Genomic DNA, 25,572 nt, shown 5'->3' on the forward strand with positions numbered 1-25,572 from the left:
TTGCGACGGTCAAAAAACCATGCAACATCCACAGCCGCTCCAACCCATCGAACGTCATCCACGGATGTCGTTCAACGACCTCTACGATGCTTGCTTGAGCCATCGTTCAAGCAACACATTCGTCTTCCTGCCGTTCGCCGACCACACCTACGGGAACCTCCTGGAACCCACTGCGGGTCAATGTCTGCTGAAGTCTGAGCCTGACAGCAACACGTTGCATACAGGCAGTACCTGCCTGCAAGGGCTTCGCTGATGCCGAAAACAGGTGTATGCCCAGAATCAACTTGTATCCAAGATCCATACGGAAGAGGAGCACCCATGCCCAAAACTTTACTGGTCAAAAACGCCGAGCTTTTGGTGACAATGGATGGTGAGCGCCGAGAAATCAGGCGCGGTGGTCTGTTCATCGAGGGCAACCTGATCAAGCAGGTCGGCCCTACCGAAACGCTGCCCCAACATGCTGATGTGATTCTGGACATGGCCGGGAAAGTAGTAATTCCAGGCCTGGTCAATACCCACCACCACATGTACCAGAGCCTCACCCGCGTAGTGCCGGCGGCTCAGGACGGTGAGCTGTTCAATTGGCTGACCAACCTGTATCCAATCTGGGCCCGGCTGACGCCCGAAATGATCGCGGTATCGACCCAAACGGCGATGGCCGAGCTGATTCTCTCAGGCTGCACCACCTCCAGTGACCACCTCTATATTTACCCCAATGGCTGCAAGCTTGATGACAGCATCCATGCCGCCGCAGAGATTGGCATGCGCTTTCACGCTGCACGCGGCAGCATGAGTGTGGGCCGCAGCCTAGGCGGTCTACCACCCGACTCCGTGGTGGAGAAAGAGAGTTACATCCTCAAGGATTCCCAGCGCCTGATCGAAGAGTTCCATGATGCCAGCCATGGCTCAATGCTGCGCATGGTCGTGGCGCCCTGCTCGCCCTTTTCCGTGAGCCGTGACCTGATGCGCGAATCAGCAGTTCTTGCGCGCCAGTACGGTGTGTCATTGCACACGCACCTTGCAGAAAACGTCAGCGACATCGCCTACAGCCGCGAGAAGTTCGGCATGACCCCTGCCGAATACGTCGAAGACCTGGGCTGGGTCGGCCACGATGTATGGCACGCCCATTGTGTGCAACTCGACCAGCACGGTATTGAGCTGTTCGCGCGCACCGGGACCGGAGTTGCCCACTGCCCGTGCTCGAACATGCGTCTGGGCTCAGGGATCGCTCCGATCCGCAAGATGCGCGACCAGGGTGTCCCGGTGGGCCTGGGTGTGGACGGTTCGGCTTCCAACGATGGCGCCAGCATGATCGGCGAGGTACGCCAGGCGCTGCTGTTGCAGCGTGTCGGTTTTGGCCCCGATGCGATGTCTGCTCGTGAAGCACTGGAAATCGCAACACTGGGCGGCGCCAAGGTGCTCAACCGCAATGATATTGGCGCCCTCGCCCCCGGCATGGTTGCGGACTTCGTCGCCTTCGACCTTGGACATCTGGCCTATGCCGGCGCCCTTCACGACCCGCTAGCCGCCTTGGTGTTTTGCACCCCGACCCACGTCGACACCAGCGTGATCAACGGCCGTGTGGTGGTCAAGGACGGTCACCTCACCACCGTCGACCTACCCCTGGTGCTGGAACGCCACAACCGGTTGGCCCGGCAGTTGGTCAGCGGCGAGTGACCCGTACCAACCGCTGCCCTCGACACTGAGTGCAACGACGGGCGCAACTGCGCCCACCCACTCATCGAATGCGACTGAGAACGTGCTGTTAGACGCATCTAAAATAACAAAAGCGAGCTACTCACCATGACTTCTTCAGCTTCAGCTTCAGCTTCATCTCGTCCAGAGGACGAAAACCTCGGTATTGGCGCCAACCTGGCTTACGGTCTTCAACATGTGTTGACGATGTACGGAGGCATCATCGCTGTCCCCCTGATCATCGGTCAGGCTGCCGGGCTTTCTTCAGCCGACGTGGGCCTGTTGATCGCCGCGTCGCTGTTCGCCGGAGGCCTGGCCACCTTGCTGCAGACACTTGGGATTCCCTTCTTCGGCTGTCGCCTCCCTCTGGTTCAAGGGGTGTCTTTCGCCGGTGTTTCGACCATGGTCGCGATCATTGGCAGTGACGGTACAGGCGGACTGCCCGTGGTATTCGGGGCGGTAATCGTTGCGTCGGTGATCGGCCTGCTGATCACGCCGCTGTTCTCGAGCATCATCAAGTTCTTTCCGCCGCTGGTGACGGGAATCGTCATAACCACCATCGGATTGACTCTGATGCCTGTCACGGCACGCTGGGCCATGGGCGGTAACAGTCAGGCAGCCGACTTTGGCAGCATGGCCAACATAGGCCTGGCGGCACTCACACTGGTCACCGTACTGCTGCTCAGCAAGCTGGGAAGTGCGAGTATTTCGCGCCTGTCGATTCTGCTGGCAATCGTCATCGGCACACTGGTCGCTACCGCTTGTGGGATGGCCGATTTCTCCCAAGTACTCGAAGGCCCCTTGGTGGCGCTGCCCGAAGTCCTGCACTACGGCCTTCCGCAATTTCGGTTCGCCGCTATCCTGTCGATGCTGATCGTAATTCTCGTGACCATGGTCGAGACCTCCGCAGACATTCTCGCCGTCGGTGAGATCATCGATACCAAAGTCGACTCGAAACGCCTCGGCAACGGCCTGCGGGCGGATATGATTTCCAGCGCCCTGGCGCCCCTGTTTGGCTCCTTCACCCAGAGTGCCTTTGCGCAGAACGTTGGTCTGGTCGCCGTGACTGGTATCAAGAGCCGCTATGTGGTGGCCACCGCCGGGCTGATCCTGGTGACTCTGGGGCTGCTGCCGGTGATGGGAAGACTGGTCGCCGCGGTGCCTACCGCCGTCCTCGGTGGTGCCGGTCTGGTGCTGTTCGGCACCGTCGCAGCCAGCGGTATCCGTACCCTGGCCCAGGTGGACTACCGCAACAACATGAACCTGATCATCGTGGCCACATCAATCGGCTTCGGCATGATCCCGATTGCAGCGCCAAACTTCTACAATCACTTCCCGACCTGGTTCGAGACCATTTTCCACTCCGGCATCAGCTCGGCAGCGATCATGGCCATCCTGCTCAACCTGCTGTTCAACCATCTGCGGGCCGGTAACTCCGACCAGCAATCGGTATTCGTTGCTGCCAGCGATCGCATCCTGCGCTCCCGGGATATCTGCGAACTCAATGACGGTGATGTTTTCCGCGATGGCAAGCTGTTCGACTGCAACGGCAAGGAAGTACCGATTATAGAGAGCGACGAGAGCCATGAGCAGGCCCCGGCACTGCGCAAAAAGCGCTTCGAGCAGGAACACTAGGCCACCCTGAGCCAAGGAAAGCGGCGTGCACGCGCCGCTTTCCATACTGCCGTTGTGGATGCCTGTTCAAGGGCAATATAACGGCTAATCAACCAGGTTTTCACACGCTCCAAGCCGAAAACGCATGTCGAAACAGCAAGTCTAAAAACAACCGCACTCTGGGGCCGTTGGCGATTTAAGCAACGGGCACCTAGAACTTTTCCCTGTTTATTGGTCTATGTGAATAAGCACATCTGCGCGGCAGGCCCGAACCCGAAGGTTCCCGCAGCCAGATGGCGACACGTCCAATTGTTAATCAGAGGTTTTCTGCGCTCATGAAATTCCATGACCCACGAATGGTGCTTTTCGGCCTGTTCGCGTTGGCGGCAGTGGGCTCGGCATCAGCCACACAAATGAAAGCCTCAAGCCCTGTTTTCGCCCCCGAAGTCGCAGCCGTTGAGGTTCCGGTCCAGGCTGGCGAAAACCCTTGGCCGACCTTGGCCAGTATCGACGCCAGGCAACCAGCAACATTACTTGCCCATGACGACCGATACAGGGATGACGGTCGCTGGCACGATCGCAGGGACGATTCACGCCGGGAGAACTGGCGTCGAGAACAATGGCGCAGAGAACAGGCGCGCCGGGAAGCCGAACGCCATAGAGATTGGGAGCGCCGCCATGATCGGGCCATGCGCCAGCGCTACGAGGACGAACACCGCTACTATCGTCGCTAGCATCGGTACAACACGGGCGCTGCTGCGAAGAGATCAGCAGGCCCGCAATACCGACTTTCTCAGCAGCCGCTCAACGCCACCTGCCGACGCTCGCCGGCGAAGAACCACGGGCGCAGGCGCACGCCCACGCTGTTCCCGATAAACGCAGCCACCAACCACACCCAGCCATGCAGGCTGCCCGAGGCGATGCCGCTAAAGTACGCACCGATATTGCAGCCATAGGCCAGACGCGAACCATAACCAAGCAGCAAACCACCGATCACCGCCGCCAACAGCGAACGGGCCGGGATTTTCAGGCTGGGCGCAAAGCGTCCGGCCAAACCTGCGGCCAATAGCGCACCGAGGACGATGCCGATGTCCATGACACTGGTGATGTCTTCCCAAACTGGCGCGGCCAGGGCCTTGGCATTGCCCGGCATTTGCCAGAACCCCCAACTGGCGACATCCACACCCAACCCGCTCGCAGCCTTGGCGCCCCAAAGCGCGAATGCCGAAGTAATGCCCCATGGCCGCCCAGCCAGCGCCAGCGTGGCGTAGTTGAGCAGCGCCAGGCCAATCGCCCCCCATACCAATGGCCACGGACCGCGCAAGAAGCGGCGCAGGCCCAGGTGTTCGCTGGGCACGCCTTCTTCAAGCGTGCCATGGCGACGTTTTTCCAGGCGTACGGTCACCACCGCAATGATCGCAAACACGCTCAGGCTCACGAGCAATGCTGGAACCACGCCGAAGCTTTTAACGATGGAGGTGGCCGGGAACGCAGGCAGCGCAAACCACCAGTCAACGTGATGAGTAGCAATCAACGAACCGCATATAAAGAACAACAGAGTCACCAGCATCCGCGCGTTACCGCCGCCGACGGTAAACAGGGTGCCAGAGGCGCACCCACCGCCCAGCTGCATGCCGATGCCGAAAATAAACGCACCGAACACGACCGAAATCCCGATTGGCGCCACCAGCCCGACCACAGGCTGGCCAAACAAAGTGCCCGCTCCCAGCGCGGGGAAAAACAGCACCACCGCCACGGCCAGCATCACCATTTGCGCACGCAGACCAGCACCCCGCCGGTCATTGAGAAACACCCGCCAGGCCGAGGTAAACCCGAAGGCTGCGTGATAAAGGGTCAAACCCAGCGCCGCGCCGACCACCAGCAACAGCACCTGGCGCGAGCCGACGCTGTTTTGCAGAAATACGGCGCCAAGCAACAAAAGGACAAAAGCCACCAGCGGCGCGACGGGCTTGCGCGCAGGTGTCATGGGAAGCGAACTGCTCATGGGAAATCTCGGTTCAATGGATTTTGATTGATTGCAATGGCGCCGAGTATAAACCTGAGCGTGAGACTGATCCTGTTATAGATGGCTATTGCTGTAGATACGCTGTTCCAGGTCAAGCCCCCCCAGTGGGAGCGAGCCTGCTCGCGAAGATCATTCGCGAGCAGGCTCGCTCCCACGCTTGAAGTATCCCTCATGCCGCTGGAGAGGAACGAAGGCTACGCCTACATCCCCAGCCAGTTCGGCAGCGCCAGCGAAACAAATGGTACGTAGGTCACCAGGACCAGGAACGCCAGCATCACCAGTAGCCACGGCGATACCGCTCGCACCACGCGGGTCAGCGGCATGCCCGTGACTGCCGAGGTAACAAACAGGTTGAGTCCGGTGGGCGGCGTGATCAGGCCGATTTCCATGTTCACCACCATAATGATGCCCAAGTGGATCGGGTCGATGCCCAGCTGCATGGCGATAGGGAACAGGATCGGCGCCAGGATCAAGATGATCGCCGAAGGCTCCATAAAGGTCCCGGCAACCAGCAGCACAATATTGACCACCAACAGGAATTCAAGCGGCGTAAAGCCCTGCTCCACCACCCAGGCGGTGATCGACTGCGGGATCTGCTCGGTGGTGAGGACATGGGCAAAAAGCATGGCGTTGGCGATGATAAACATCAGTACCACGCTCAGCTTTCCCGCTTCGATAATCACCTTCGGGCATTCGCGAACGGTCATGTCCTTATAGATAAAGATGGCCACAAACGCAGCATAGACGGCGGCGACCGCAGCGGCTTCAGTGGGTGTGAACATGCCCGAGTAGATGCCGCCGAGAATGATCACGATCAGCATCAGGCCCCAACCGGCCCTGCGGCCTGCGGTCATGATTTCCTTGAGCGAGGCACGCGGCAGCGACGGCATATCCTTGACCCGCGCCATGATGTAAATGGTGACCATCAGCACCAGCCCCAACAGCAACCCCGGCACCACACCGGCCATAAACAGCTTGCCCACCGAGGTTTCGGTCGCGGTGGCGTAGACCACCATGACGATCGACGGTGGAATCAGGATACCCAGGGTCCCGGCATTACAGACGATGCCAGCAGCGAAGTCCTGCTTGTAACCGGAGCGCACCATGCCCGCGATGACAATCGAACCGACCGCCGCCACCGTGGCCGGCGACGAACCGCTGAGTGCGGCAAACAGCATGCAGGCAAGAATTGCAGCGATGGCCAGGCCACCTTTGATGTGACCGACGCACGCGTTGGCAAAGTCGATCAGGCGCCGGGCCACGCCCCCGCTGGTCATGAATGCGCCAGACAGCAGAAAGAACGGAATGGCCAGCAACGTGTAGTGCTCGCTGGTTTCGAACAACTTGATCGCCAGCGAACGCACCGAGTCGTTGCTGAAGAACAGGATGGTCATGGCCCCGGATAAACCCAGGGAAATCGCCACCGGAATGCCGACAAACATCAGCACGAACAGGGCGACAAAAAGGAAGGCGATGGTCATTTTTCGGTCCCCGACTTGTCGTTTTCCGCCAGCTTGACGGCGTCATCCACTTCACTGTGCAAGCCCAGGCCTTGTTGCTTGCCTTGCGCTATACGGATGAAAATCTGCAGAAAACGTACGAACATCAGGGCAAAGCCGATTGGCACGATCATTACGATTTGCCACTGTTGAATGCCAAAGCGGTCCAGGTCTTCGGCACTGGTGCCGACCGCATACAGCGTGGCTACCCACTGTTCGCTGGAGTACGCCATCAGGGCGCAGTAGCCCAGGCAGATGAGTACCGCGAGCAAGGCAACGCGGCGCTGGTTGGCGGGGTTGAACTGGCGCACCAGCAAGTCGACACCAATGTGCGCACCAATGCGTACGCCCCAGGCCAGACCTACAAAGATCAGCCAGCCGAACATGGCCTTGGTCAGCGCCACGCTCCAGGTCATCTCCTGAGCGATAAACAAAATACCGTCGCCGATGCTGAGCAGGGTCTCGTTGGCGAAGGGCAGCGAATCCCCCAGCGAGTAGAAAATGCCATAAAGGTTGTTGAACACCACATACGAAAAAGTGACCAGGGTCATGCCTGCAAGCAGGAACGCCACCAGCATTTCTTCCGCGTGATTCCAGACACGAACGACTGCGTGCATGGGGTATCTCCCTATAAAGAGCGGTCGCCAAGCGACAAATGGGACCGATGAAGTCGCTGGCGACCCCGCACGGGGTCACCAGCGACAATCCGGGTCTTAGCTGCTTTGGTTAGCTTGCTCGGCGGCTTCGATCACATCGGTACCGATGGCACTCTCGAACTTCTTCCACACCGGGCGCATGGCTTCACGCCATAGCTCGCGCTGCTCCGGAGTAAGGGAGATGATTTCGCTGTTGCCGGAATCGGCAATGCGCTGGCGGGAAGCCTGGTTCAGCGCCTCGGCCTGTTTGTTGACCTCGACCGTCACCTCGGTCATGACCGTATCCAGCGTGGTGCGCACGTCTGGCGGCAGGCCGTTCCAGAACTTGGTGTTGGTGATTACCATGTAATCGATGGCGCCATGGTTGGACTCAGTGAAGAACTTTTGCACCTCATACACGTTCTGGCTCTCGTAGTTCGACCAGGTGTTCTCGGTGCCATTCACCACGCCGGTCTGCAAGCCCTGATACACCTCGGCAAAGCTCATCTTGCGCGGCGCGGCGCGCAGAGCCTTGAACTGCTCATCCAAAACTGCGGAGGCCTGTACCCGGAACTTCAGGCCACGGGCATCCTTGGGTTCGTACAGGGCCTTGTTGGCGGACAACTGCTTCATCCCGTTGTGCCAGTAACCGAGGCCGGTAATGCCCTTGCCTTCCATGGACTTGAGCAGGGCCTGCCCCTGCGGGCTCTGCTGGAAGCGGTCGACCGCCTGTATATCGTTGAACAGAAATGGCAGATCGAAAATCTGGATCGGCTTGGAATAGTGCTCGAACTTGGCCAGCGACGGCGCCAGCAATTGCACGTCACCCAGCAGCAACGCTTCCATTTCCTTGCCGTCGCCGAACAACGACGAGTTCGGATAAACCTCGACCTTGACCCGCCCTGGCAGGCGCTCTTCAGCCAGTTTTTTGAACAGCAACGCGCCCTGCCCCTTGGGCGTGTGTTCGGCGACCACGTGGGCGAACTTGATACTGATGGGGTCGGCCGCGCTCGCAAAACCTGCGAATAATGGAAGTGCGCAGGCCAAGGCCTTGAGAGTGTGCTTGAACATGGGTACATACCTCTTGTTGTTATAAGTTTGGTAGTGCCTGGTGTTGCCTGAACTTCGTTTGAACTTGACTGCCAATCTGCTTTTTTGACTCAGGCAGACGGCAAGCCTGCCCGGCGCAATATTCGCCGGGCATGCTCGATCACTGGGGCATCGACCATCTGCCCGTCGACCACGAACACTCCGTTTCCGCTCGCAACCGCGGCCAGAACCTGCCTTGCCCACTCAAGCTCTTCCTGCCTTGGCATGTAGGCTGTGTGAATCAATGCAACCTGACCGGGGTGGATACACAGCAGGCCGCCAAACCCCATATCCCTCGCATCGGCGGCCATTCGGGTCATGCCTTGAGTGTTTTTGATATCCGGGAACACGCTGTCCAGCGGTGGCGCCAGTTGCGCCAACCGGCTGTGCAGCAAAATGGCGTAGCGGGCCTGATCGAGTATCCGCAGCGCTGCGACGCTCGCGCTGGCCAACCCCAAATCCAGGCCCAGATCCAGAGCGCCAAATGTCAGGCGCTCGACCCCGGCTGCGCGCACGATGGCCGGTAATTCCAGCAGGCCCTTGGCACTTTCGATAATTGGCCAGATCGGTTTGCCACACGCCGCAGCCAGTTCGACCTGTGCAGCGCTCTCGGCCTTGGGCAGTAATACCGCCACCACACCGGGCTGACGGCGACACAGCGCCAGATCTGCCGCTTGCTGCTCATGCTGCGGCGCATTGATACGCACCAGTACCCGGGCCTGCGGGTTGGCATCCAGAAAAGCATCCAGGTTGGCTCGCGCCTGGGCTTTGAGGTTATCCGCTACAGCGTCTTCCAGATCGACGATCACCGCATCGGCGCCGCTGCCCAGGGCTTTGGCAATACGCTCGGGGCGGGTGGCCGGGACAAACAGCGCCGAACGAATAGTGGTGTTATTCATAAATGTGCTCCATGGCTCATACCGCTCCTTGCTGGTGAAGACGCTGGATGTCAGCCATCCCATAGCCCAACTCGCTCAGCAGGCTATCGGTGTGTTCGCCCAAGTACGGCACCGCATCCATGCGCGGCTCGAAGGCTGCGTTGCGCCCCGGTGGCAACAGCGCAGGCAGCTTGCCAGCCGGGCTGTCCACCTCGCGCCAGCGATCACGGGCTTGCAGTTGCGGATGCGCCCAGACACCCGCCATATCATTGACATGGGCATTGGCTATCGATGCCGCGTCGAGCCGTGCAATCACTTCATCGGCGCTCATCCGGGCAAAGGCCGCAACAATGATCGCCCGCAACTCGGTGCGATTATCCGAGCGCCGCGCGTTTGCATTAAAGCGTGGGTCGCTCGCAAGATGCGGCTGCAGCAACACCTTGTCGCAAAACTGCTGCCATTCGCGCTCGTTCTGCAGGCCGAGCATCACCGTACCGCCGTCGCCCGCAGGGAAGGGTCCGTAGGGGTAGATCGTGGCGTGCGCGGCACCGGCACGCGGAGGTGGAGGCGCCCCGTCGTAGGCGTAATACATCGGGTAGTTCATCCACTCGACCAGGCTTTCGAGCATCGACACATCAATGCGGCTGCCCTCCCCGGTCTTGTCCCGCAGCAGCAGCGCCGAGAGCACGCCGGTGTATGCGTACATGCCCGCGGCGATGTCGGCAATCGAGCAACCGGCTTTGGCCATGTCGTTTTCGCCCGGCCCGCCGGTTACGGACAGAAATCCGCCTTCGCTCTGGATCAGCAGGTCGTAGGCTTTTTTCTGTTCGTAGGGACCGCCATCTCCGTAGCCGGAAATATCGCAGACGATCAACCGCGGGAAACGCTCATGCAGGGCTGCAAAAGACAGCCCCATGCGCTCTGCCGCACCTGGAGCCAGGTTCTGCACCAGCACATCGGCCGTGGCCAACAGTTTATCGAGCACCTGCCCCGACTCCTGCTGTTTGACGTTGAGGGTCAGGCTTTCCTTGGAGCGGTTAGTCCAGACAAAGTGCGAGGCCAGGCCTTTGACCCGCTCGTCATAGTCACGGGCAAAGTCGCCGGAGCCAGGACGTTCGATCTTGATGACCCGCGCTCCTAGGTCTGCCAGTTGGCGGGTGCAAAACGGCGCCGCGATGGCGTGCTCCAGGCTTACCACGGTAATCCCGTCCAGCGGGCGGGGCTTGGCTGTAGTGGCGGTCATGAGGAGCTCCCGGTGCGGGTCAGCACACTCAGATCGTCGAGATGGCGCAGATACCAGACCAGCTCGACAAGCCCGCTGGCCTGTTCGTCATTCCGCGCTCCCGAGAAAGCCAACAGGCGGCGAAATTTATCTTCCAGCTCGTCGCGAGTCAGGGTATTGCCAGGGTCGCCCTTGGGCTCGTCGATGCGGCCGTGCACGGTTCGGCCCTGCACCGTGGTCACCTCCACCCGGCCCAGCCAGCGTTGCGGATAGGCGCTGTCGACTTCGTCGTCCAGCACCATATGTACTTTGTTGCGAAACTCACTGATGCGCGGGTCGGTCAATGCGTGTTGCTGAAATTCGGGCAATCCGGCCTTGCCGTAAACGGCGATCAAGCCCAGCACCGTGCCCATGGAGAACTTGGCCTGATGGACGCTCTTCGGCACCAGCACACGGCCTAATACATCGATGGCGCCCTGATGCACGCGGGTGGTGACGCGGGCAATGTCCTCGGCGCGCAGCTGCTCGCGCTGCATCAGATCCAGCAGCGCATCCGCCGCCGGGTGCGTATGGCGGCACGACGCGTGAAACTTGAACGAGGTTTCAGTCAGCGCCCAGCGCCTGCCCAGACCATCGGACAAGCAGGCTGGGTTGGCATCGCTGGACATCCCGGCGGCCATGCCCTGCTCGCCCTCAAGAATGTTTCTTGCACCGCTCAGCCCTTCGGCGGTCAAGTAGGCGGCAAGCAGGCCATCGGCTGCTGCCTTGGCGGTATGCAACTGCTTGGAGTCGGCCGCATCACGCAAGAACTCCCACAAGCCCGCCGCCTGGGTTCCGGCGCTACCGAGCAGGTTGGTGAACTGCTCCTGATTGAAATCCATCAACTTGCCGACGCCAACTGCCGCCGCCAGCGTGCCGACCGTGGCGGTAGTGTGGAAGGTGCGATAGTGCGAGCGGCCGAGAAATTCACCGATGCGAATACCCGCTTCATAACCGGCGACAGCAGCGAGGATCAGTTCGCGGCCGGTTTTGCCCAGGTCCTGGGCGCCAGCCAACACCGCCGGGAACACCACTGTTGCCGGGTGCAGGACCGAGCTGTTGTGCAGGTCATCCTGCTCCACCAGGTGTGAGCTAGCGCCGTTGACCAGCGCAGCAAAATACGCGGAGCTGGTCGTGCCATTGACCAGGACCCCGGCAGGCCCGCTGGCCGGGCCCATCATTGCCGCATAGCGCTCGAACAAAGGGATCGGATGCGCTCCCTGACTGGCCAAGGCCGAGCCCAGCCAGTCGAGAAACAGGTCTTCGGTGCGGCTGATAACTGCTTCGGGCAGTTGCGCGTAATTCAGGTCGGCCAAAAAACCGGTGAGTGCTTGAGTGTGCTGACTCATGCCGCGTTCTCCATCAATGTCTATTTGTAGAACTTGCTTAGAAAGAACGCGGCAACTCGAGCAGGTGCTCGGCCACGTAAGACAGGATCAGGTTGGTGGAAATGGGCGCTACCTGGTACAGACGGGTTTCGCGGAACTTGCGCTCGACGTCGTATTCATTGGCGAAGCCAAAACCACCGTGGGTCTGCAGGCAGGCATTGGCCGCTTCCCAGCTGGCCTTGGCCGCCAGGTACTTGGCCATGTTGGCCGCCGCACCGGCCTTGCGCCCGCTGTCGTATTCCTCGCAGGCGCGCCAGCGCATCAGGTCGGCGGCTTCAAGCTCGATATGGGCTTCGGCAATCGGGAACTGAACACCCTGGTTTTGCCCGATCGGACGACCGAACACCACGCGGTCACGGGCGTACTGCGCGGACTTTTCATTGAACCAGCGACCATCACCAATGCACTCGGCAGCGATCAGCGTACGTTCGGCATTGAGCCCGTCGAGAATGTAGCGAAAGCCCTTGCCTTCCTGCCCGATCAAGCTGCTGACCGGGATTTCAAGGTTGTCGAAAAACAGTTCGTTGGTCTCGTGATTAACCATGTTGGCAATCGGCTGCACGGTCAGGCCGTTGCCGATGGCTTCGCGCAGATCGACCAGAAAGATCGACATGCCGTCGACTTTTTTCTCGACCTCCGCCAGCGGCGTTGTGCGGGCCAGCAGGATCATCAGGTCTGAGTGCTGAACCCGCGAGATCCAGACTTTCTGCCCATTGATCACGTACTTGTCGCCCTGGCGCACGGCGGTGGTCTTGATTTTGGTGGTGTCGGTGCCGGTAGTCGGTTCGGTCACGGCCATGGACTGCAGGCGCAACTCGCCGCTGGCCAGCCTGGGCAGGTAGTAGCTCTTCTGCGCCTCACTGCCGTGCCGCAACAAGGTGAACATGTTGTACATCTGACCATGCACGGTGCCGGAGTTGCCGCCGCAGTGGTTCACCTCCTCCAGAATCACCGAGGCTTCGGCCAGCCCCAGGCCCGAGCCGCCGTACTGCTCCGGAATCATTGCCGACAACCAGCCGGCTTGGGTCATGGCCGTGACAAAGGTCTCGGGGAAGCCCTTTTGCTCGTCGATCTCGCGCCAGTACTGCGCCGGGAACTCGGCACACAGGGCTCGCACGCCCTCGCGGATGGCGTTGTAGTCTTCGTTCAGATACGGATTCATTACAGATCCTTGTTGTAGTTATCGAACTGAATGCCGCCGGGTAATCGTCAGTCGAATGTCACTTCGCCCTGCTGGGCCACACCGTCTGTATTGCCCACCCATAGCTCGGCCTTACCCTCAGCGACGATGCGCCCCCTCAGCACAAAGGGATGGGGCGCCATCAGCGGGCGTATGCCGCGATACGCGAAGCCACGCACACGAGCCTGGGGATTGGCGCGGCAGAAGGCGCGCAGACTCAGCGTGGCCATCAACGGCCCATGCACCACCAGCCCCGGATAACCCTCGGTTGCAGTCGCATAGGGCCAGTCGTAGTGAATACGGTGACCATTGAAGGTCACTGCCGAATAGCGGAACAGCAAGGTGGTGCTGGGCGTAACGGACTCCTGCCAGGCGCCCGTGGGCAATGGCTCACTGCCCACGAGCCTAGGCGGTGTCGGCTCGCGATAGACGATGTCCTGCTCTTCGCGAATTGCCAGTTGCCCATCCTGCAGATAGTCATGCTGGAGCGTGACAAACAGCAGCGAACCGGTCCTTCCGTGCTTTTGCTGAACGTCGATGATGGTGGAAATACGCGTCGCGTGAGCATCCACCTTGAGCGGTGTATGGAACTCCACACGGCCACCCGCCCACATACGGTTGCGGTTATCGGCGGGTGGCAGAAAGCCCCCACGGGCCGGATGCCCATCGCCGCCCAGAGCGCCTTCCTCCATCGCTGACTGGAAGAAACACCACTGCCACAACGCTGGCAGGTCTTCCCCGGCCTGCGGCACCGGCTCACCGAGAGTGGCGGCAATCCGGGTGATCAGGTTCAGGCTCAGGTGATCCTGGATTTCTTCAGTTCGACCGATCCAGGCGGACAGTGCGTTATCGCTCATCGGTGGTTTCCCCGTGGCTTGTTATTTTGGCCATGATTGCCAAAAGCCAGGCGATCTGTGAATCTGCGTTTCGGTAAGGGGGCGTTCGGTTTTACTTAACGCCAGAACCAATCCATAGCGGAAAGCAGTCATGCATTTTGATCTGGTCGACCTGCGCCTGTTCATTCATATCGCCGAATCCCCCAGCATGACCCAGGGCGCGCGCAAGGCATTTATCTCCCCGGCAGCGGCCAGTGCCCGGATCAAAAGCCTGGAAGAGAACCTCTCCAGCCGCTTGTTGTACCGTGACAGCCGTGGCGTCGAGCTGACCCCGGCAGGCGAGCTGTTTTTGCACCATGCGCGCGTGATCATGCGCCAGGTGGACTACATGAAAAGCGAGTTCACCGAGTACGGAACCGAGTCTTCGGGGCATATCAAGATCTTTGCCAACACCACGGCCGCCACCGAATTCCTGCCCGAAATCCTTGCCGGTTTTCTCGCCGAACGACCGGGAGTGACGGTTGATCTGCAAGAGCGACTGAGCCGTGACATTGTTCGCGGAGTGATGGATGGCTCAACAGATATGGGCATCATTGCTGGCCCGGTCGAGGCCGACAGTTTGCAGGTCATCCACTTCAGCACTGACCAGTTGATTCTGGTCACCCCTCTTGGCCACCCGCTGGCCCAACGCAAGTCGATCAAACTGGCCGAGACTCTGGCCTTTCCGCACATCGGCCTGCACGAAGGCACTACCCTGTTGCGTTTTTTGAATGAGCAAGTCGCCCTGCACGGCAAGACATTGAACATGCGCATCAAGGTCTACAGTTTCGAAGCGATGTGCAGGATGGTCGAAGCGGGAGTGGGTATCGCCATCCTGCCGGAGTCATCAGCCCGTCGTCATCAGCAGACAATGGGCTTGTCAGTCATCGAGCTGGACGAACCCTGGCGGGTTCGTGAGCGAAGTATTCTGGTCCGCGACCTGCAAGCGCTGCCCAATGTGATCAGGGTCTTGATCAATTTGTTGTTGGCGCATAACAAGAGCGTTGAATAAACACGGTCGAACCCGGTGGTTCGAGCAGGGTCGCCGCAACAACGTCCACCCCATTGAACGCTGAATCGCCCCTACCGGGGCGCGCTCAGGCCAGAAGCGTATTCTGGCCTCCGTTCAAGATAAGGCCACGTTCAGCAGATCACCAGAGAGCGATGTCGTAGGTAAAGTAGATTCGGTTGCTGTCTCGCCCACGTGAATAATCAGAGCGATAAACGTAATTACGCAACCGCACGCCCAAGCCTTTGAGGGTGCCTTGTTGCACGACATAAGCAAGTTCGGCATCACGTTCCCACTCCTTGACCGTGGTGTTGGACTTACCGTCGTTACCGCTCAGATAGCGAGTGGTAAAGGCCAGACCAGGCACTCCGAGGGCGGCAAAGTTGTAGCCGTAGTTCAGCATCCATGTCTTCTCGTCCTCCTCGATGAACTTGCCTATGCCGGCGTTGCTGAACGAGTAAACGGTTGCACCGCTGATGTAGGGCAACCCTGCGTCGCCGCTGAGGGTCTGGTAACCACCACCGAAGGTATGCCCGGAGATGGCGTAAGACAGTTGCCCACTCAGCATGTTGTTATCGATTTTGCCGCCGTAAGCCGATCCGCTATCGACACTGTTGAAATAGCGTAGGTCACTGGTCAGCACGCCAGTGCCCAAGGGAAGATCGTGCTGGATACCGGCGAAATTCTGACGGTAAAAATTTTCCAGTTCGCCGTAGAAGTAACTCAAGCGTACGTTTTTCCTCAGCGTGTACTCGGCACCGGCATAGCTGAAGTCCCCTGATTTATCTCCGCCATAGCCATCGGGCACAATCGGCATACTGTCGGTGGAGTCTCGCAGTTTGAATCGGTCCAGGTAGCCCCCGGTCAGAGTGAGGTTCTCGATATCTATGCTGCTGATCTGGGTGCCTTGATACGTTTGGGGCAAGAGGCGTGCATCGTTGTAAATCAGTACCGGCGTCTTGGGGAGCAAAGTGCCGTATTTCAACGTGGTTTTAGCCAGCCGGGCTTTAGCGGTCACTCCGAGACTTGCGAACTCGTCTGCCGCACGTCCATCATCATGGACAGGCATCAAGCCAGTACCGCTACGACCACGGCCAGAGTCGAGCTTGACCCCGAACAGGCCCAGCGCATCAACACCCAAACCGAGGGTGCCAGGGGTAAATCCCGACTGGTAATCCAGCAGAAAGCCTTGGGCCCATTCCGTCCTCTCACTCTTCGCGATTCTTGCCGCTCGAGCGCTCAAGCCATGTTCATCACGAAAGTTTTCATTGAAGTAAACATTGCGTAGCTGCAACTTGAGCTTACTGTCTTCAATAAACCCTTCTGCACTTGCACTGGCCAATGGCAGCATGGCAACAAGAGGAAAAGAAACCCAACGGGTAAATGAAATGCTCATATGAAACCACTCTTTTATTGTTATTCAGGGTGCAACTCAGCGCACGCCCCACACGTGAGGCATCCGGTACTATCGAGGCGAATCGGGTAACTCAGGAGAACAGGCTTATCGCCCCGATCAGCAAGGCCAGAGCTGTAATCACCAGGGACGTCAACACCGCCCATTTAACGGTAGCCTTCTGGAAGTCGCCGATGTCACGGTCAACCATCCCCACCAGCAACAGGGTTGAAGCCACCAGCGGGCTCATCAAGTGCACTGGCTGCCCGAGTATCGAGGCCCGGGCGATTTCAACCGGGTCGATGCCATAGGCCGCCGCGGCGTTGGCCAGGATCGGCACCACCCCAAAGTAGTAAGCATCGTTGGAAAGGATAAAAGTCAGCGGCATGCTGGTTATCGCCACCACCAGCGGGAACAGATGCCCCCATGACGGCGGAATCCAGTCCACCATAGTTTGCGCCAGAGAGTCGACCATCTTGGTGCCCGAGAAGATCCCGGCAAAGATACCGGCGGCAAACACCAGTAGCACCACCGTCATCGCATTGCCGGAATGAGCGAGGATGCGCTCTTTCTGAATATCCAGTTGCGGGTAGTTGATCATCAGTGCCAGGACAAAGCCGATCAGGAACAGGATCGCCGAATGCATGATCCCCATTACCAAAGCCACCATCACCGCGATCACCAGCAGCAGGTTGATGTAGGCCAGCTTGGGACGTTTATGCGGCGTATCTTCAAGAATCGCCTTGATGTAGCAATTGCCCCCACCGCTTTGCAATTGGACATTACCAATGCGTTTGCGCTCGCCACGGCCCAGCATAAAAGCCGTAAACACTACCCACAGTGCACCACCAATCATCGTCGGCAGCAGCGGGACGAAGTATTCACCGGCATCCAGGCCCAGGACCGCGATTGCTCTGGTTGCAGGCCCGCCCCAGGGCGTCATGCCACTCATGATGCTCAAGGACAGCATGGCGATGGTTGCCAGGATCATGGGGTTCATGCCAATCCGTTTGTACAACGGCAACATCGCCGCACAGGTAATCATGTAAGTGGTTGTACCGTCGCCGTCGAGTGCGACCACCAATGACAACAGAGCAGTACCAATAGCGATTTTCATCGGATCGCCATTCACGCGTTTGAGAATTTTTCGAATCAGCGGGTCGAACAACCCTGCATCAATCATCAGGCCGAAAAACAAAATGGCGAACAGCAGAAGCGCAGCCGAAGGGGCGACCATTTTCAGGCCATCGAGCATCATCTTGCCAGTGGTGCCGCCAAAGCCACCAATAACAGCAAATACGATCGGCACTACAACAAGCGCGACAATCGGTGAGAGCCGTTTGGTCATAATTAGAAAGGTGAAGACGACCACCATGGCCAAACCAAGAAATGCGAGCATAGGTCAATTCTCTTGTTTTTATGAATAGCGCGGCCGACGCAAAGGCGCACGACCCCAATCCCGCCGGACGACACGAACCAACGGTGTCTGGCGGGAGGACTTACGAGATATTTATTGGATTATGAAACTGCAGTGACGGGTCAGACGCGCTCAACGACCTTAGGGCCATCCCAAGGCTCGTTCCGAGATTGGGCCGCATCGAGCAATGGCTTGCCGTCCAATGTCCGCATCAGGGTTTCGCGATCGCAGGCATTTTCCGAGATGGACATGACCACGGTAGCCACGGCGTTGCTTGCCAGGCTGGTCAACGCCCTGGCTTCCGACATGAAACGGTCGATACCAATCAACAGAGCAAGGCCAGCCAGAGGAATGTCATGGATTACGGTAAGGGTCGAGGCCAGCGCGACAAAGCCGGCCCCGGTGACGCCTGCGGCCCCTTTGGAGGACAACAGCATGACTGCCAGCATAGTCACGGTTTGCGTCAAGCTCAGGTCGATATTACAAGCCTGGGCGATGAAGACCGCTGCCAGCGACAGGTAGATTGCCGTGCCGTCGAGGTTAAACGAGTAACCCGTTGGTAACACCAACCCCACCACACCTTTTTTGCATCCCAGGGCCTCGAGTTTTTCCAACATCCGCGGCATTACCGGCTCGGTGGAAGAAGTCCCGAGCACCACCAAAAATTCTTCCCGAAAATAGCGCAGCAGCTTCCAGAGACTGAAGCCGTTAGCCCGGCAAATACTCCCCAACACTACAAAGACGAAGAAGGCACAGGCGATGTACAAGGTCATGATCAGCTTGGCCAACGAGCCGAGCGATGTAATACCGTACTGGCCTACGGTGAATGCCAAAGCACCAAACGCACCAATCGGAGCAAAGCGCATCAGATAGGAGAAAATCTTGAACACCATGTGTGATGCAGATTCCAATACATCCAGTACCGGCTTGCCCCGCTCACCTATGGCCGAAAGCGCAAAACCGCAAAGTACTGCAATGAACAACACAGGAAGCACTTCACCTTTATTGAAAGCACCCATGAAGGTGTCAGGAATGATGTGCATGAAGAACTCGACCACTCCCAGCTTCGCAGCCGAATCGGTGTACTGCGACAACCCCTTGGTACTTAGCTGGGTCGGGTCAATATTCATCCCGACACCGGGTTTGAACAGGTAGACCGACACCAGGCCGATGATCAGGCTAATCACGGTCAGCGCCAGGAACAGCAGCATGGTCTTGCTTAACAAACGCCCTAGCGAGCGCTTGTCGCTCATTCCGGCGATACCGGTAACGATCGTGCAGAACACCACTGGTGCGATCATCATCTTGATCAGCTTGATGAACGCATCACCAAGCGGTTTCAAGGCAATGGCTTGTTGCGACCAAAAGTGTCCAAACAGCACGCCCAATACTACGGCGCAAAGAATCTGGAAGTAGAGCGATTTTACAACTTTCATGGCATCACCCATTTTTAGAATTGTGCTGATGCAAAAGCGGCAATGACCTGGAGGAAATTACCCGGCGAGTCGTTGGGAAGCCGTGGCGTAAACAAAACCGGAGAACAGCCTGCGCGATGTTCGCACTACCGAGGCACGAATTGTCTCGCCCTGAGCACCGGTGTAAGACAATACAACGTCTATCCCCCCACTTGGATGTTCGATACGCACGTGCTTCAAGCGCGGCTCGCTGACGTTGCCGAGCAGTTGCGCGATCACACTACCTTCGGTGACACAAGCAGTAGCCAGGCCAATGGCACCGGTGATCGCCAGCGCGCGATGACAGTTGTGAGGCATGAAGTAGCGCACTTGAATAGTGCCGCCAGCCTTGGCCGGTGACACCAGCACTGGCTTGGGAATCACTTTGTCACTGACATCACCCAGGCCCATTGCCAGACCGGCTTTCAGGCGCAGGGATTCCAGGCGACGAAGGAACTCGACGTCGGCATCTAATTCAGCAGGACTTTCATCTCCGCGCTTACCCAACTGACCAGCTTCAATGATCACCATAGGCATCGCCATGTCGATGCAAGTCAGCGCAACACCGTCAATCAAATCCAGGGGTTGCCCGGTCGGGAAAAGTTTGCCGGTCTTGCTACCCGCAGCATCAAGGAAAGTCAGTTGCACGGGAGCGGCGGTACCCGGCACACCGTCGATGGAAGTGTTGCCTTCATAGCTGACCTTTCCGTCAGGGGTCTGTACTTGCGCGTTCACAAATGTCCCGGTGTTGAGATTGCGAATACGCACACAAGTCAGGTCTTTGGCGGCTTTTACCAGCCCCTGCTCGATGGCAAACGGGCCGACGGCACACAACATGTTGCCGCAATTGGGTGCGGTATCGACCCGACGCTGAGAGACCATGACCTGAACGAACAGATAGTCGACATCCGCATCAGCGTGCAGCGACGGACTTACGATTGCCACTTTGCTGGTTTGTGGGCTCCCCCCACCGATACCATCAATTTCCAGTTCATGGCCAGAGCCCATCAGGTTGAGCAATAACTCGTCCCGCTCCTGGATCGCAGCAGGAAGATCCCAGGCGAGAAATACCGGCCCCTTGGAGGTACCACCGCGCATTAGCACACAGGGAATTCGTTGCATGACATCGACTCTTGTTGATCAATCGGGGTGATTGATGTCTTGAAAGCAAGAGTCGCAGGCTTCCAGAATTGTTTCCAATGCAAATATCAGCCGGATTATTGCGTTTGACGAATGATAAATTTAGGATGATTTAGCTGCATTCTTCTCTTCGGCTGAGATACAGACATGAACTATGAGCTCAATGACATCCGATCTTTCGTGAAAATCGCAGAACTTGGCAGCTTTCACGAAGCAGCTGATGCGTTGCATCTATCCCAACCGGCATTAAGCCGCAGGATGAAAAAGCTCGAAGATGGACTGGGCACAGCGCTTCTTGATCGCACGACAAGAAGAGTAAGTCTTACAAGTGTTGGACGGGACTTTCTACCAAAGGCTCGCCGCTTGCTGGATGACTTCGACGATTCGATACTTAACATCCGAGAGCTGGCCGAGCGCCAAAGTGGCCGTGTCACCCTCGCCTGTATCCCCACCGCAGCCTTCTACTTCCTGCCTTCGGTGATTCGCCTCTACAACGAGCGCTACCCGCAAATCCGCATCCGCCTTCTTGATCTCAGTGCAAACGAAGGACTGGAGGCTGTGCTGCGCGGCGAAGCCGACTTTGGCATCAACATGATGAGCGGCCAGCACCCCGACATAGAGTTTGTGCCTTTGGTCAACGAACCTTTTGTTCTAGCCTGTCGACGCGATCATGAGCTGGCAGAACGTAGCTCGGTGTCCTGGGCTGAACTGAGCAATTACCGCCTTATCGGGGTCGGTCGACTGAGCGGCAACCGGATGTTGCTTGACCACGCCTTGTCGGGCTTGAGCTGGCGCCCGCAGTGGTTCTACGAGGTGCAACACCTGTCAACTTCGCTTGGCCTGGTAGAAGCCGGATTGGGTGTATCGGCAATGCCGAGTTTGGCCATGCCTGCCGTGGATCACCCAACACTGGTGAGCGTGCCTTTGATAGATCCCATCGTAAACCGATCGCTGGGGCTGGTTTACCGTCGAGGCGCCTCACTATCTCCGGCAGCGGAAAAATTCGTATCAATATTGCTCGAGCAGTGGGAGCAATAACGCAACTGTTTGAGTGGCCCTGGTTTCACAGACACCTCCAACGCACAAAGCAAAACGCCGCTCAAAGAGCGGCGTTTTTGCATAGGGAACGGGAAGCGCGATTCACCTTCGTTTCAGGTGTCTCAGACGTTGCTGTTCCAGGGACGATCTCCATTCTCGTCCTTGATGCGGGTCGGCAGCCCCATCACATCCAGCGCCTTGAGGAACGGCTCTGCTGGCAGTTCTTCGACGTTGGCCATACGTTGCACGTCCCACTCGCCACGGGCCACCAACAGGGCCGCAGCCACTGGAGGAACGCCGGCGGTGTAGGAGATGCCCTGGCTTTCCGTCTCGGCAAAGGCTTCTTCGTGGCAAGCCACGTTGTAGATGAACATCTCGCGGGGCTTGCCATCCTTGGTGCCTTTGACCAGGTCACCGATGCACGTCTTGCCGGTATAGCCGGGTGCCAGCGAACTCGGGTCAGGCAGTACGGCCTTGACCACTTTGAGCGGCACGACTTCCAGGCCTTCAGCCGTGGTAACCGGTTTTTCCGAGAGCAGGCCAAGGTTGTTCAGTACGGTGAACACGTTGATGTAGTGTTCGCCAAAGCTCATCCAGAAACGCACATTGGGCACGTCGAGGTTTTTCGACAGTGAGTGCACTTCATCGTGACCCGTCAGGTACAGGTTCTGCGAACCGACCACCGGCAGATCATCGGTGCGCTTGACTTCGAACATGGCGTTGCTGGTCCACTGGCTGTTCTGCCAGCTCCATACCTGTCCGGTGAATTCACGGAAGTTGATTTCCGGGTCGAAATTGGTAGCAAAGTATTTGCCATGCGAGCCCGCATTGACGTCGAGAATGTCGATCGAATCAATGTGGTCGAAATGCTGTTGCTGCGCCAGCGCTGCATACGCGTTGACGACACCCGGGTCGAAGCCCACGCCAAGGATGGCGGTAATGCTCTTCTGTTTGCACTCTTCCAGGTGGTTCCATTCATAGTTGCCGTACCAAGGCGGGGTCTCGCAGACCTTGCCCGGCTCTTCATGAATGGCGGTGTCGAGGTAAGCCACGCCGGTATCAATACAGGCGCGCAGTACCGACATGTTGAGGAAAGCGGAACCGACGTTGATGACGATCTGCGATTCGGTCTCGCGGATCAACGCTTTGGTCGCTTCTACATCCAGGGCATTGAGCGAGAAAGCCTGGATATCGGCGGGCACTTTGAGGCTGCCCTTGGCCTTGACGCTATCAATGATGGCCTGACATTTGGAGATGTTGCGCGACGCGATAGCAATACGACCGAGTTCGTCGTTGTGCTGCGCGCACTTGTGGGCCACCACCTTGGCGACACCTCCTGCACCAATGATAAGAACGTTCTTTTTCAATTGCTTTGTCTCTCCTATATCCGCCAGCTTAAGAAAGGCTGGACAGGTAGTCGTCGTAACCAAATTCACGAACCACTTCGACTGTACCGTCGAGTTGTTTCACTACGATGGACGGCATTTTCAGACCGTTGAACCAATTTTTCTTGACCATGGTGTAGCCCGCGGTGTCGATAAACGACAGCCGATCGCCGATGGCCAACGGACGATCAAATTGGTACTCCCCGAAAATATCACCGGCCAGGCAGGATTTGCCGCACACCATGTAGGTATGCTCGCCTTCACTCGGCGCCAGCTTGGCGTTCAAGCGATAGATCAGCAGATCCAGCAGGTGAGCTTCGATGGAGCTGTCTACCACGGCGAGGTTCTTGCCGTTGTAGAGGGTGTCGAGCACGCTGACTTCCAGCGAGGCACTGTTGGTGATCGCCGCTTCGCCGGGTTCCAGGTAGACCTGCACGCCGTACTTTTGCGAAAAAGCCTTCAAGCGTGCGCAGAACGCGTCCAGCGCATAATCTTCACCGGTGAAGTGAATGCCGCCACCGAGGCTGACCCACGAGACCTTGTGCAGCAACTCGCCGAAGCGCTCTTCGATGGTACACAGCATCTTGTCGAACAGGCTGAAGTCGCCGTTCTCGCAGTTGTTGTGGAACATGAAGCCCGAGATCTGATCAATGACGCCTTCGATTTTCACCGAATCCCATTCGCCCAAGCGGCTGAACGGACGTGCCGGATCGGCCAGCAGGTAGTCAGAGCTGCTCACCTGCGGGTTGACGCGCAGGCCACGAGGCTTGCCTTCGGAGCGCTCGGTAAAGCGCTGCAACTGGCTGATGGAGTTGAAGATGATTTTGTCGCAGTTGGCGAGCATCTCCTCGATCTCATCGTCGGCCCAGGCGACGCTATAGGCGTGGGTCTCGCCAACGAACTTCTGTCGACCGAGCTTGAGCTCATAGAGCGACGACGATGTGGTGCCGTCCATGTATTCCTGCATCAGGTCGAACACCGACCAGGTGGCGAAGCACTTGAGTGCCAGCAGGGCCTTGGCCCCGGACTGTTCGCGCACGTAAGCGATCTTCTGCATGTTCGCCAGCAGCTTTGTTTTATCGATTAGGTAGTATGGCGTTTTGATCATTTCGAGGCCTCGGGCAAGGCTAGCCAAAAAAAGGATGCGTATTGTGCCCGCACTCACTGCAGATCGAAAGAGCAGAAAGTGCGGCATGCCAGCAGTCGATGATTAGTGTTGATGCCTCAGGAGGAAAAAGCTTCAGTGCGTTTGCGCACCGGCTCCTTGTACCGGTGTGGTTGCTGCCAGGCGAGCTGGGCCTGGACTGCAGTGACTGCATCGAGGACTTTCTGCGCCCAGTTCTCATCATCCGGACGTACTACAACGACCCGAAAGCCGTGATCCTTGCCTTCTATCTGCACACCTTCGGAATCATCGACATGCAAGTCGATATCGAATGCCGGTGGAAATTTCGATGGCGAGTTCGAAAGCCCATGCACTGTCAGAGCACGGTTATGCAGCACGCTGTTGACCACTCCGTCGACGCGGATACCGTACAGCAATAGCCAACGCCGGATGTAGGACGGAGTGCGACCCGACGAGGTGTACACCCAAATACTGCAGTCCTGGCGACGTAACTCCCGGATCAGGGAGCGGGTTCCGATCCGCAACGGCTCACCCAGCCAACGATGAACACAGGCTGGCAGCCGGCTTCGCTCGACGGCGCAATGGTGGAGCTGGCAGGCCAGCGTGTCATCGATATCAAACGAAATCCGTATGCGCGGCCGACCGAACAGTTGCCTCGCAAAAACACAGCCGATTGCCTGCCATGCCCGACCAACGGAAGCTCGGCAGGTATCGAGAATTGGATAGCGGCTCATCGATGCCCGCCCTTACAGGTGGGCATGGGCTTGTCACTGAGAAAAAACTTCATTGGGTCAGGTGCCTGTTCTTCCAGGAATGCTGCATATTTTTTCTTGATCTTGGGCAGTTCGTACAATGCCTTGACACCATGTTTAGCTGAGTTGCGGATAACCGATGACGGGTTGAAATAGCCCTCGGCGTTGTCCAGTGTCAGCACGAACGGTGGCAGCCCGGCGCGCATCAGCAAGTAGCTGACGATCAGCGACCCGCTGCGGTTATTGCCTTCTATAAACAGTTGCGGCTTGCTGAGGATGCGCACATAAACACCCGCCGCCCGCTTCCAGACTGACTCGCTGCGATACGAGCAGTACCAATTGTATAAGTCCTTGATCCCACCCTCAACGTTATTGAAGAAGTGTTCCTCGGTCGCAGCCAGGTGCTGGGCGTACTCCAGTCGGCGTGCCGGGTCTCGGCCACAAAGAACGGTGGCGTTGATTTCCAGCATCAGGTTCAGTTGCTGAAGATCAAACAGGTCGACACCACGTGCAACGTAGTCGTCAATCAGCGCATAGCCCTCAAGCACATTGTGCAGAACTTCATCAGTCAAGGGATCACGCTGCTCGGTAAAGTGCATGCTCAGCTCGGCAAAGCGGCTTTGCACCTCACGCAGTGCGCGTTCAATCGCTGGCAAATCAAGACGATGAGTTACAGACATTGGCAATCCCGCAAACGGTAGATAAGTAAGTAAAGCGA

At 58.0% G+C, this 25,572-nt stretch carries 22 protein-coding genes; 5 read left to right on the forward strand and 17 right to left on the reverse strand.

Annotation, left to right across the window (positions count from 1 at the left end; all coding sequences use genetic code 11):
* Nucleotides 1–318: 318 nt before the first annotated feature.
* The 3 genes from V6L79_RS17220 to V6L79_RS17230 all read left to right on the forward strand — a co-directional run bounded on the left by V6L79_RS17220 (nt 319) and on the right by V6L79_RS17230 (nt 4,043).
* Entirely contained in the window at nt 319–1,677 is a 1,359-nt protein-coding gene (locus tag V6L79_RS17220; protein ID WP_338579244.1) for an 8-oxoguanine deaminase, read from the forward strand.
* Nucleotides 1,678–1,803: 126 nt separating this feature from the next.
* Nucleotides 1,804–3,330, forward strand: coding sequence for a nucleobase:cation symporter-2 family protein (locus tag V6L79_RS17225; protein ID WP_338579245.1), 1,527 nt, complete (start codon nt 1,804–1,806; stop codon nt 3,328–3,330).
* A 314-nt stretch (nt 3,331–3,644) separates the two neighbouring features.
* Nucleotides 3,645–4,043 carry a hypothetical protein gene (locus tag V6L79_RS17230; RefSeq protein ID WP_261738532.1) on the forward strand — a complete coding sequence of 133 codons (399 nt, stop codon included), beginning with the start codon at nt 3,645–3,647 and terminating at the stop codon, nt 4,041–4,043.
* Between the two features lie 59 nt (nt 4,044–4,102).
* Here the strand turns inward: V6L79_RS17230 and V6L79_RS17235 are convergent, their stop codons facing one another.
* The 9 genes from V6L79_RS17235 to V6L79_RS17275 all read right to left on the reverse strand — a co-directional run bounded on the left by V6L79_RS17235 (nt 4,103) and on the right by V6L79_RS17275 (nt 14,122).
* Nucleotides 4,103–5,314: a YeeE/YedE family protein gene (locus tag V6L79_RS17235; protein WP_338579246.1), complete on the reverse strand. Its 1,212-nt coding sequence runs from the start codon at nt 5,312–5,314 to the stop codon at nt 4,103–4,105.
* A 221-nt stretch (nt 5,315–5,535) separates the two neighbouring features.
* Nucleotides 5,536–6,816: a C4-dicarboxylate TRAP transporter large permease protein DctM gene (gene dctM / locus V6L79_RS17240; RefSeq protein WP_321833496.1), complete on the reverse strand. Its 1,281-nt coding sequence runs from the start codon at nt 6,814–6,816 to the stop codon at nt 5,536–5,538.
* Nucleotides 6,813–7,451, reverse strand: coding sequence for a TRAP transporter small permease (locus V6L79_RS17245; protein WP_321833498.1), 639 nt, complete (start codon nt 7,449–7,451; stop codon nt 6,813–6,815). Before V6L79_RS17245 ends, dctM begins: the two co-directional genes overlap by 4 nt.
* Nucleotides 7,452–7,547: 96 nt before the next feature.
* Nucleotides 7,548–8,540, reverse strand: coding sequence for a TRAP transporter substrate-binding protein (locus V6L79_RS17250; RefSeq protein ID WP_261738536.1), 993 nt, complete (start codon nt 8,538–8,540; stop codon nt 7,548–7,550).
* Between the two features lie 89 nt (nt 8,541–8,629).
* Nucleotides 8,630–9,457 carry a CoA ester lyase gene (locus tag V6L79_RS17255; protein WP_338579247.1) on the reverse strand — a complete coding sequence of 276 codons (828 nt, stop codon included), beginning with the start codon at nt 9,455–9,457 and terminating at the stop codon, nt 8,630–8,632.
* Nucleotides 9,458–9,473: 16 nt separating this feature from the next.
* On the reverse strand, nt 9,474–10,679 hold the full coding sequence (locus tag V6L79_RS17260; protein ID WP_338579248.1) for a CaiB/BaiF CoA-transferase family protein: 1,206 nt from the start codon (nt 10,677–10,679) through the stop codon (nt 9,474–9,476).
* A complete protein-coding gene (locus tag V6L79_RS17265; protein ID WP_338579249.1) occupies nt 10,676–12,046 on the reverse strand; it encodes an MmgE/PrpD family protein in 1,371 nt (456 codons plus the stop codon). The genes V6L79_RS17260 and V6L79_RS17265 overlap by 4 nt, the downstream gene beginning before the upstream one ends.
* Nucleotides 12,047–12,083: 37 nt before the next feature.
* Nucleotides 12,084–13,247 carry an acyl-CoA dehydrogenase family protein gene (locus V6L79_RS17270; RefSeq protein ID WP_338579250.1) on the reverse strand — a complete coding sequence of 388 codons (1,164 nt, stop codon included), beginning with the start codon at nt 13,245–13,247 and terminating at the stop codon, nt 12,084–12,086.
* A 47-nt stretch (nt 13,248–13,294) separates the two neighbouring features.
* Nucleotides 13,295–14,122, reverse strand: a complete 828-nt coding sequence (locus tag V6L79_RS17275) for a MaoC family dehydratase N-terminal domain-containing protein (RefSeq protein WP_338579251.1) — start codon at nt 14,120–14,122, stop codon at nt 13,295–13,297.
* Nucleotides 14,123–14,252: 130 nt separating this feature from the next.
* Between V6L79_RS17275 and V6L79_RS17280 the strand changes: the two genes are divergently transcribed.
* On the forward strand, nt 14,253–15,152 hold the full coding sequence (locus V6L79_RS17280; RefSeq protein WP_338579252.1) for a LysR family transcriptional regulator: 900 nt from the start codon (nt 14,253–14,255) through the stop codon (nt 15,150–15,152).
* 139 nt (nt 15,153–15,291) lie between these two features.
* On the opposite strand, the gene V6L79_RS17285 is transcribed toward V6L79_RS17280, so the two are convergent.
* The 4 genes from V6L79_RS17285 to V6L79_RS17300 all read right to left on the reverse strand — a co-directional run bounded on the left by V6L79_RS17285 (nt 15,292) and on the right by V6L79_RS17300 (nt 20,535).
* Nucleotides 15,292–16,545 (reverse strand): OprD family porin, encoded by a 1,254-nt coding sequence (locus tag V6L79_RS17285; protein ID WP_338579253.1) that lies wholly within the window; start codon nt 16,543–16,545, stop codon nt 15,292–15,294.
* A gap of 91 nt (nt 16,546–16,636) precedes the next feature.
* Entirely contained in the window at nt 16,637–17,941 is a 1,305-nt protein-coding gene (locus V6L79_RS17290; protein WP_338579254.1) for a citrate:proton symporter, read from the reverse strand.
* A 140-nt stretch (nt 17,942–18,081) separates the two neighbouring features.
* Nucleotides 18,082–19,407, reverse strand: a complete 1,326-nt coding sequence (locus V6L79_RS17295) for a dicarboxylate/amino acid:cation symporter (RefSeq protein WP_261738545.1) — start codon at nt 19,405–19,407, stop codon at nt 18,082–18,084.
* 45 nt (nt 19,408–19,452) lie between these two features.
* The gene (locus V6L79_RS17300; RefSeq protein ID WP_261738546.1) at nt 19,453–20,535 is read right to left on the reverse strand and encodes a 4-oxalomesaconate tautomerase; all 1,083 of its coding nucleotides are present in this window, start codon (nt 20,533–20,535) and stop codon (nt 19,453–19,455) included.
* A gap of 165 nt (nt 20,536–20,700) precedes the next feature.
* Here V6L79_RS17300 and V6L79_RS17305 point away from each other — a divergent pair, with 165 nt between their 5' ends.
* The gene (locus V6L79_RS17305; RefSeq protein WP_261738547.1) at nt 20,701–21,591 is read left to right on the forward strand and encodes a LysR family transcriptional regulator; all 891 of its coding nucleotides are present in this window, start codon (nt 20,701–20,703) and stop codon (nt 21,589–21,591) included.
* A gap of 122 nt (nt 21,592–21,713) precedes the next feature.
* On the opposite strand, the gene V6L79_RS17310 is transcribed toward V6L79_RS17305, so the two are convergent.
* The 4 genes from V6L79_RS17310 to V6L79_RS17325 form a co-directional block, all read right to left on the reverse strand.
* Nucleotides 21,714–22,958: a saccharopine dehydrogenase family protein gene (locus V6L79_RS17310; protein ID WP_338579255.1), complete on the reverse strand. Its 1,245-nt coding sequence runs from the start codon at nt 22,956–22,958 to the stop codon at nt 21,714–21,716.
* Nucleotides 22,959–22,986: 28 nt separating this feature from the next.
* Nucleotides 22,987–24,084 (reverse strand): carboxynorspermidine decarboxylase, encoded by a 1,098-nt coding sequence (locus V6L79_RS17315; RefSeq protein WP_338579256.1) that lies wholly within the window; start codon nt 24,082–24,084, stop codon nt 22,987–22,989.
* Between the two features lie 116 nt (nt 24,085–24,200).
* Nucleotides 24,201–24,836: a hypothetical protein gene (locus V6L79_RS17320; RefSeq protein WP_338579257.1), complete on the reverse strand. Its 636-nt coding sequence runs from the start codon at nt 24,834–24,836 to the stop codon at nt 24,201–24,203.
* Nucleotides 24,833–25,534, reverse strand: coding sequence for a hypothetical protein (locus V6L79_RS17325; RefSeq protein ID WP_261738551.1), 702 nt, complete (start codon nt 25,532–25,534; stop codon nt 24,833–24,835). Before V6L79_RS17325 ends, V6L79_RS17320 begins: the two co-directional genes overlap by 4 nt.
* Nucleotides 25,535–25,572: the final 38 nt, after the last annotated feature.

Origin of the sequence: Pseudomonas sp. ML2-2023-6 (assembly GCF_037055265.1) — a bacterium.
In the GTDB taxonomy this organism is placed as follows: domain Bacteria; phylum Pseudomonadota; class Gammaproteobacteria; order Pseudomonadales; family Pseudomonadaceae; genus Aquipseudomonas; species Aquipseudomonas kulmbachensis.